This is a genomic window from Zavarzinella formosa DSM 19928, from assembly GCF_000255705.1.
Taxonomy (GTDB): Bacteria; Planctomycetota; Planctomycetia; order Gemmatales; family Gemmataceae; genus Zavarzinella; species Zavarzinella formosa.
In genome coordinates, this window is sequence record NZ_JH636440.1 from 580,112 (window position 1) to 586,956 (window position 6,845).

Genomic DNA, 6,845 nt, shown 5'->3' on the forward strand with positions numbered 1-6,845 from the left:
TTGAAAACACCAAAGAACCAACACCGGAGAGCCAGCCCATGTCGCCGGAGGAAACCGAGTTGCACGCGTGGGTGACGCTCACGCTGGTGCCGGGGTTGGGGCCAAAGCTCACACAAGCACTGCTGACTCATTTTGGCTCGGCGACCGCCGCCGTTTCCGCGACGGAAGCACAACTTTTGCAAGTCCCGCACATCGGCGAGAAGACCGCCCGACAGTTTGCGGAAACCCTGCGAACCGTGGATGCGGCCGCCGAGATCCGGCGGGTAACCGAGGCCGGGGTGGCGGTCATTCCCCGCGTTTTCGATGCTTATCCCAAATCATTGCGAACTCTCCCGGACGCCCCGCCGGTGTTGTATATGGCCGGGGATTATCTCCCGGCGGACGAGAAAGCGGTGGCCATTGTCGGGTCGCGGAGTTGCACGGGCTATGGCCGTCGCATGGCCCGGCAAATCGCCGGGGGGCTGGCTCGGGCCGGTTACACGGTCGTCAGCGGGCTGGCGTTGGGGATCGACGGCGAGGCCCATCAGGGGGCGTTGGAGGCGGGCGGGCGGACACTGGCTGTTTTGGCGGGGGGCCTCTCCAAAATTTACCCGCCGGAGCATGTGGAACTGGCGGCGGCGGTTCGTGGTCGCGGGGCGTTGCTCACCGAGGCCCCGATGACACTGGCGCCGCAACGTGGCATGTTTCACAGCCGCAACCGACTCATCAGCGGACTGGCGACGGCCGTGGTCATCATCGAAGCCAACACCCAAAGCGGCTCCCTCATCACCGCCCGTCATGCGGCCGAGCAATCGCGGGAGTTGTTCGTCCTCCCCGCCAACGTAGACAGTCCGGCGAGCGCCGGTTCCCTGAAACTCTTGCGCGACGGCGCCCGATTAATCCGCGACGCGGACGATCTGCTCGAAGACCTGAACGGCTTGCGCCCGCCCGTTGTCCCTATTGCTGGCCGCCAGCCAAGTTTGTTCACAGAGGCCCCGCCCCCGCCTCCTCCGCCGCCGAAGGAAGCCCCGGTTTTGGAGGGAACCGCCAAACTCGTGTGGGAATTGTTGACGGAGCCTTTGCACACGGACGAGATTTGCCGCCGGTTGGGCAAGGGGGCGGCCGAACTCAGCGGGGTGTTCCTGCAGCTGGAGATGAAAAAGGTGATCCGCCGATTGCCGGGGAATATGTACGAACGGCGGTGACGCCGTTGGTCGTGCCCGCAGGTTCGCGGACTACAATATCCCGCATGAGTTCAGCACCCATCCTTGATCGGGAAGAATATGTCGAGCAGGCGTACTTCTTCCGGCTGTTTCGGGAACGTCTGGCCGAGGGGACGCCCGCCCAGGATATTCTCGCGCGGGTTCATGAGGAAATCCTGACCACCACCCGGCTGCCGATGGCCATTGAGTTTCTGGCCACCGAGATCAAACACGCGGGGTTGCTGGCCAGCGGGTTTGAGCGGCTCACGCACTATTTCTCGCCGTTTCAAGCGTTCGTGATGAAACAGGCCGAGGACGAGAAGGTCCGCGTTCCGATGGAAACGGCCGTCCTCATTCTGGAACGCGAGGCGGTTTATCGGTCCGGCGATCCGACGAAACCGGGTCTGTTCGTCTATCAGTTCGAGTCGATCTGCCGTAACCGGATGGGATACTTCGATGGCCTCACGGCGATGAGCAACGAGTCGTTTTTCGACGATGATTGGAAGGCGTATCTGCAAACCATCCGCAAGAGCATCGGCGTGGTCGATTTCGCCGATTTGATCTTTTACCGCTCCGACACGGCCGTGAATGAGATTCGCCGCCGCAACCCGTCCTTCGAGCCAAATCTGCCGCCGTTGTTCGGGGACAAAGAGGGAAGAATCGCCAGGGCCAGCCGGGGCCGCGACCCCCTGTACTTCTTCGCGGCCATGCAACGACAACTGAATTACCCGGAAGTCCCCCGGACGAAGGCCCGCGACGAGACGGCGACCAAGATGGAAATGTTGCAGACCAAAATCCGCGAAATGGATGCCCGCCTCCGCCTGTTGGAAAGCGAAACCCGAGGCGGCCCGATTGATTTCAGCCAGTTCGGAAAACCGGATATTTTCAAGGATGACGACGAGTGATGCGATCAGCCCTCAACCGGCCATGTCCGCGCCCTGTTGAACGGCGGGAGCCAGATCATTCTGTTCTTCGATTCGGAGCATGCGAATGTCCCGGACCGAAATGGCAAACCACGGCAATGATCGGGACAAGTCGATCGAGGCCAGCACACAGGTCACCGCATTGACTTGAGGGCCGCCAAAATAAACGCTTCCTTGCTGGCGGGTGAATCCATGTCTGGCAAGCACCTTCTGGATTTCAGCATATGCGTTGTTCCAAGACGGTCCGGGATAAGCGCGTTGAAGTATTTCCGGGTCCAAGTCGAACATGATGGCATACATTCGCAAGTCTTCCTGCCAAAGAAAATTCCCTTCCGTCTCACATATCTCGTTCATCTTCATCAGCCTGAAGCGGGGCAATCAGCAAAGGGTAACATACATACGGATGGGGAATAGCGCGCCGAGGAGGCGTCTCGGCGCGTGACAAGAAAGGGTTTGAGACAGGCAATCGTTCTCAGCCGCCGAGGACCTGAAGAAGTTTCGCCCCGTTGGGCGAGCCCCAGCCGGTGCAGGGGTCCCAGCCGGGTTTGGCGGTGTATTTGCCGTTGTTGCCCGAGGTGATGTCGTGGAAGGAGCCGGTCCCGACGACGGAGCCGTAGAGGAGCGGGTTGAGGAAGCCGACCGGGTGGCCGAGTTTTTGGTTCATCAGGGCGATCAGGCCGGCCCACAACGGGGCCACCGCGCTGGTTCCGCCGATCACGGATTCCTGCCCGTCAACGCGGACAAAATAGCCCGTGTTCGGGTCCGCGTCACCGGCGACATCGGGGACGCCCCGGCCCTTATGGCCGCCGGGGTTTGCCGAGACCGGGACGCCGGCGTTGGCCTGATAGGCCGGCACGGGGAAGAAATCGCTGACACCGCCGCCCGTGGCGCTGCTGGTCGGATTCTCATTCCAGACAGTTTCACTGGTGATGGATGTGCCCGAGGCCACCAGTTTCGTGCCGCCGCAACCCAAGGCAAACGGACTGGATGCGGGGAAATCCACATGTGATTTGCCATCCGCCACGCTGTCCGCCGACCCGCTGTCGCCCGAGGCGCAGCAGACGGTCACGCCCAAGGCCGCCGCCGTCTGCAAGGCTTGGTCGAAGGAAGTCTTCGCCTGCGCGGACCAGAGTGACTCGGCCGAACCCCAACTGATGGAAATCACCGATGGCTTGTTGGTCTTGTCGTGAGTCGCCAGGGTGATGGCGTCCAAGAAGCCCTTGTCCGTGTTGGGGGCGAAATAGACAGCAATCACGGCTTTCGGGGCGATGGCGGCGGCCACTTCAATGTCGAGCATCACCTCGCCGTCGGCGCCATCGGGATTATCGGGGCTGTTGTTTCCGCCATCGACTCGCACGGTTTTGACGTGAGGCACGGGCAGGCCAAGCTTCTGAAAATAAGCCTTGATGTCGGCGGTACGATAGCCGCCCCCCAGTTCGATGATGCCGATGCACTGTCCCGTGCCGTCCAGCCCGGCCGGAAAATTATAGAGTTTGGCCAGTTGGGGCGGGGTGAAGGTTCCGTTGCTCGCGTGGGGCTGGACTCCGGCCGCCGACTTTTGCCGTTGGAAGTGCGGCTTGGCGACGGGCCGGTTGTCGATGCCGAAAACACCTTCGACGAGATCTGCCAGTTCGGCGGGAACGGTGAGGGCGCCGGTCCGGCCGCGGTAGGTGCCGCCGTCATGCTCCATTTGTTCAATGGTCGTGCCAAACGCCGCCTCGAAGTCGGCGGCCGTTCCGGAAAGAAAGACGCTCCGTCGGGGCACGCTGCTTGGGCCTCTCGGCGGCCAGCCAGTCTTCGATGGCGAGTCGAATTGCCGGGGGGGACGGCAATGCTTTCATCATGGCGTGAAACTCGTTGTTAAATTTCGCCCTCCCGGTCAACGACCGCCGAGCACATCGCCAGTCGTTGACCAAGAGTCAGACCTTGAAGCCGTTTCTTGCATATCCGTTACAACCTCCCCGGTTTAAACTGGCGAGCAGTCAGGGAAGAAATCTCTGCATTGTTTCCAAGAAACAATGGGGCAGTTCGACCATTGATTGGACAATGGCGAAACGATCAGACTTTGAGTTTGTGCGTAAACTCACCGTCTTGATTTGTTGAATGTTTGGCGATGACAGAGATTGATGGTTGCGGACGAATTCGCTCCATCCACTGGCCGCGAGTCTGGCCAGGGATGAAGCGGGGGCGACGGTTTTGGTCGCAGAATTTTCACTTGCGACCAGCAAGAAACGGCCCAAGGCCGTTTTGAATCATCAGGGGGAAAACCAACCCCCTAACAGATAAAGCGTAAACCCGCGGCTTGACCGGACAACAATCTTCGATTTATTTTGATTTCATTCAAAATCCCTTGTATCGTGGGCATTCTTGCCGACGCCGGACCTTGATTTTCATATTTCGGAAGACAATTGTTCGTTTTTTGGAGCATCTGAATGAAGCGATTTCTCTCCCTGATTCTCTTAATGTCGGCTGTCCCCCTGTTTGCGGAGGACAAGCCGTTTTTCTTCCAAAAAGGGGACCGGGTGACCTTCCTCGGGGACAGCATCACGGCCCAATATCAGTATTCCAGCGACATCGAACTCTATCTGACCACCCGTTTCCCCGATTGGAAGTTGAGCTTCCTCAACGCGGGCATCGGCGGGGACACCGCCAACGGCGGGGCCGGGCGGTTTCAGAACAGCGTGTTGGACGACAAGCCGACGGCCATCACCATCAATTTTGGAATGAACGACGCGGGCTACGGCAAATTCAACCCGGCCGGCAACAAGTTATACGTGGAAAAAACCGAGGCAATGGTGCGAATGGCCAAGAAGGCCGGCGCGCGAGTGGCGTTGGTTTCCCCGAACGCCGTGGACCGTCGGAAGAACAAGAACTTTGATTTGTACTTGGAAACCCAAAAGCAGTTTTACGCCCCGTTAAAGGACATCGCCACCAAAGAGGGCGTCTCCTTCGCGGATCAATACTCCACCACGCGGACTGCCGTTGAGAAGATGGAGACCGACAAGGCCGAGAAGGTCGTGCCGTACTACGACGGGTTCCACACCGCCTCCCCCGGCGGCTTGCTGATGGCCCACGCCATCCTGACCGGCCTGAACGCCCCGGCAAAAGTCACCTCGGCCAGCATCGACGCCGCCGGGAAGAAGAGCGTCACCGAACGTTGCAAAATTGAAAACCTCGCCGTCACCGCCGAATCGGTCACCTTCGACCGGACGGACGAAGCGATCCCCTTCCCGGTTCAGCCGGACTGGGTGACGATTCTTCCCTACGTGAACAATCTCAAGGATCTGAACGATTACAACCTGACGGTGACCGGTCTGGCCGCCGGAAAGTGGTCGATCCTGATCGACGGCAAACCCGTGACGACGGCCACCGCCGAGGAACTGGCCGCCGGGGTGAACCTGGGCTTGGCCACCAGCGGCCCGATGTTCGATCAAGGGAAAAAAGTGTTGGACGCGATCAACGCCAAGAACAAATTGGTCGCCGATCGCTTCTTCAACGTGATTCTCTACAACCCGCCGCAATGGCTGGCCGGGGCCACGAAGGAACTCCGGCCGGGCGAATTGCAAAAACGACTGGGACTGATCGCCGAACAACAGGACAAGATTTACGAGATGTTGAAGCCGATGCCGCACAAGTTTGAAGTGAAGATCGTGAAGTGAGTTGACCGGCGGAATGATGGTTCAATATTGTCGGCGGAGCAGAGTGGCCAATATGGGATTACTCGACTTGTTTCGCTCACCCTCCACATGTCCGGTCGAGGACGAGACGAGGAAGTGGATCGATCAGCGATGGCAATGGCTGGAGGAACAATTCGGGCGGGAGATGGTCCGGCGGGCGACGGTGGTTCTTCCCCGTCCGGAATTTTTCCCCGATCCGTATGACGGAACTCAAGCCAGCGTGCGGATCATGCTTGACCGTGTTTGCGGGCATATGGGAGTCGATCCCGCCATCATTCGGATGTTCCTCTACAACAACAGCGATCGTGATGTGAAGGATCCTCCCTTTAGTGGCCAATTGGCGGGTTCGGTCGGGACTTATGCCCCGGAGAACGGCATCCATCGAATCGGCATTGAGATCTCGAATCTGGGCAATCCGTTGGGGTTGGTGGCGACCATCGCCCATGAGCTTGGGCATGTGTTGCTTTTGGGTTCCGGGCGAATCACGGAAGAAGAGGCCGATCACGAACCACTGACCGACTTGTTGACTGTCTACTTTGGCATGGGCGTGATCACATCCAACGCCGTGGTGTTGGAGACCAATTGGCGGGCAGGCAATATCTCGGGTTGGAGCATGTCACGCCAGGGTTATCTGGCGATGCCGGATTTCGGCTATGCTCTCGCCAAGTACGCCCGGTTACGGGATGAGGACGGGCCGGCGTGGTCCGGGGAATTGCGGCCGGATGTGCGATCACCGTTCAAACAGGCAATACGTTTCTTGAGTCTTGAAGAGTCCCGCAGTTGACACCAACAAAGGGTAAATTTCGGATCGAGCCAGACATGATCAAAAAGAGCCGGACGGCCAAAACCGTCCGGCTCTTTTCATTCTCAGCTACAACCGGAAGTTGTGCCGCAAGAATCGCACTTCGCACAGGCTCCGCTTCGCACCAGCGTCAATTGGCCGCATTCGGAACACGGGTCTCCTTCGTATCCCTTCAGGCGGGCTTGCTTCACCCGGTCGGCCAGCAACACCCCGGCCGCCGTCGCCGTGGCCGCCGCCGGTTTGGCCACGGGGATCGCCGCGT

At 59.5% G+C, this 6,845-nt stretch carries 7 protein-coding genes; 4 read left to right on the plus strand and 3 right to left on the minus strand.

Annotation, left to right across the window (positions count from 1 at the left end; translation table 11 throughout):
- Positions 1–38 precede the first annotated feature (38 nt).
- Together dprA and BGIM_RS0113355 are read left to right on the plus strand one after the other, a co-directional pair.
- Entirely contained in the window at positions 39–1,184 is a 1,146-nt protein-coding gene (gene dprA, locus BGIM_RS0113350; protein WP_020470272.1) for a DNA-processing protein DprA, read from the plus strand.
- Between the two features lie 44 nt (positions 1,185–1,228).
- The gene (locus BGIM_RS0113355) at positions 1,229–2,086 is read left to right on the plus strand and encodes a hypothetical protein (RefSeq protein ID WP_020470273.1); all 858 of its coding nucleotides are present in this window, start codon (positions 1,229–1,231) and stop codon (positions 2,084–2,086) included.
- A 12-nt stretch (positions 2,087–2,098) separates the two neighbouring features.
- Here BGIM_RS0113355 and BGIM_RS0113360 read toward each other — a convergent pair whose 3' ends face one another.
- Positions 2,099–2,458 (minus strand): virulence factor, encoded by a 360-nt coding sequence (locus BGIM_RS0113360; protein WP_202947258.1) that lies wholly within the window; start codon positions 2,456–2,458, stop codon positions 2,099–2,101.
- Positions 2,459–2,576: 118 nt separating this feature from the next.
- Positions 2,577–3,869 carry a S53 family peptidase gene (locus BGIM_RS0113365; RefSeq protein WP_020470275.1) on the minus strand — a complete coding sequence of 431 codons (1,293 nt, stop codon included), beginning with the start codon at positions 3,867–3,869 and terminating at the stop codon, positions 2,577–2,579.
- A 667-nt stretch (positions 3,870–4,536) separates the two neighbouring features.
- On the opposite strand from BGIM_RS0113365, the gene BGIM_RS0113375 reads away from it, so the two are divergent.
- Positions 4,537–5,763, plus strand: coding sequence for an SGNH/GDSL hydrolase family protein (locus BGIM_RS0113375; RefSeq protein WP_020470277.1), 1,227 nt, complete (start codon positions 4,537–4,539; stop codon positions 5,761–5,763).
- A gap of 67 nt (positions 5,764–5,830) precedes the next feature.
- Positions 5,831–6,565: a hypothetical protein gene (locus tag BGIM_RS0113380; RefSeq protein ID WP_157368945.1), complete on the plus strand. Its 735-nt coding sequence runs from the start codon at positions 5,831–5,833 to the stop codon at positions 6,563–6,565.
- Positions 6,566–6,648: 83 nt separating this feature from the next.
- Here BGIM_RS0113380 and BGIM_RS65805 read toward each other — a convergent pair.
- The coding region (locus BGIM_RS65805; protein WP_193788976.1) for a hypothetical protein at positions 6,649–6,845 on the minus strand (197 nt) is incomplete at its 5' end.

Bases quoted from the DNA above. Each gene is read 5' to 3' on its own strand.
- dprA (WP_020470272.1), top strand. From the start codon at position 39: ATGTCGCCGGAGGAAACCGAGTTGCACGCGTGGGTGACGCTCACGCTG.
- BGIM_RS0113355 (WP_020470273.1), top strand. From the start codon at position 1,229: ATGAGTTCAGCACCCATCCTTGATCGGGAAGAATATGTCGAGCAGGCG.
- BGIM_RS0113360 (WP_202947258.1), bottom strand. From the start codon at position 2,458: ATGAACGAGATATGTGAGACGGAAGGGAATTTTCTTTGGCAGGAAGAC.
- BGIM_RS0113375 (WP_020470277.1), top strand. From the start codon at position 4,537: ATGAAGCGATTTCTCTCCCTGATTCTCTTAATGTCGGCTGTCCCCCTG.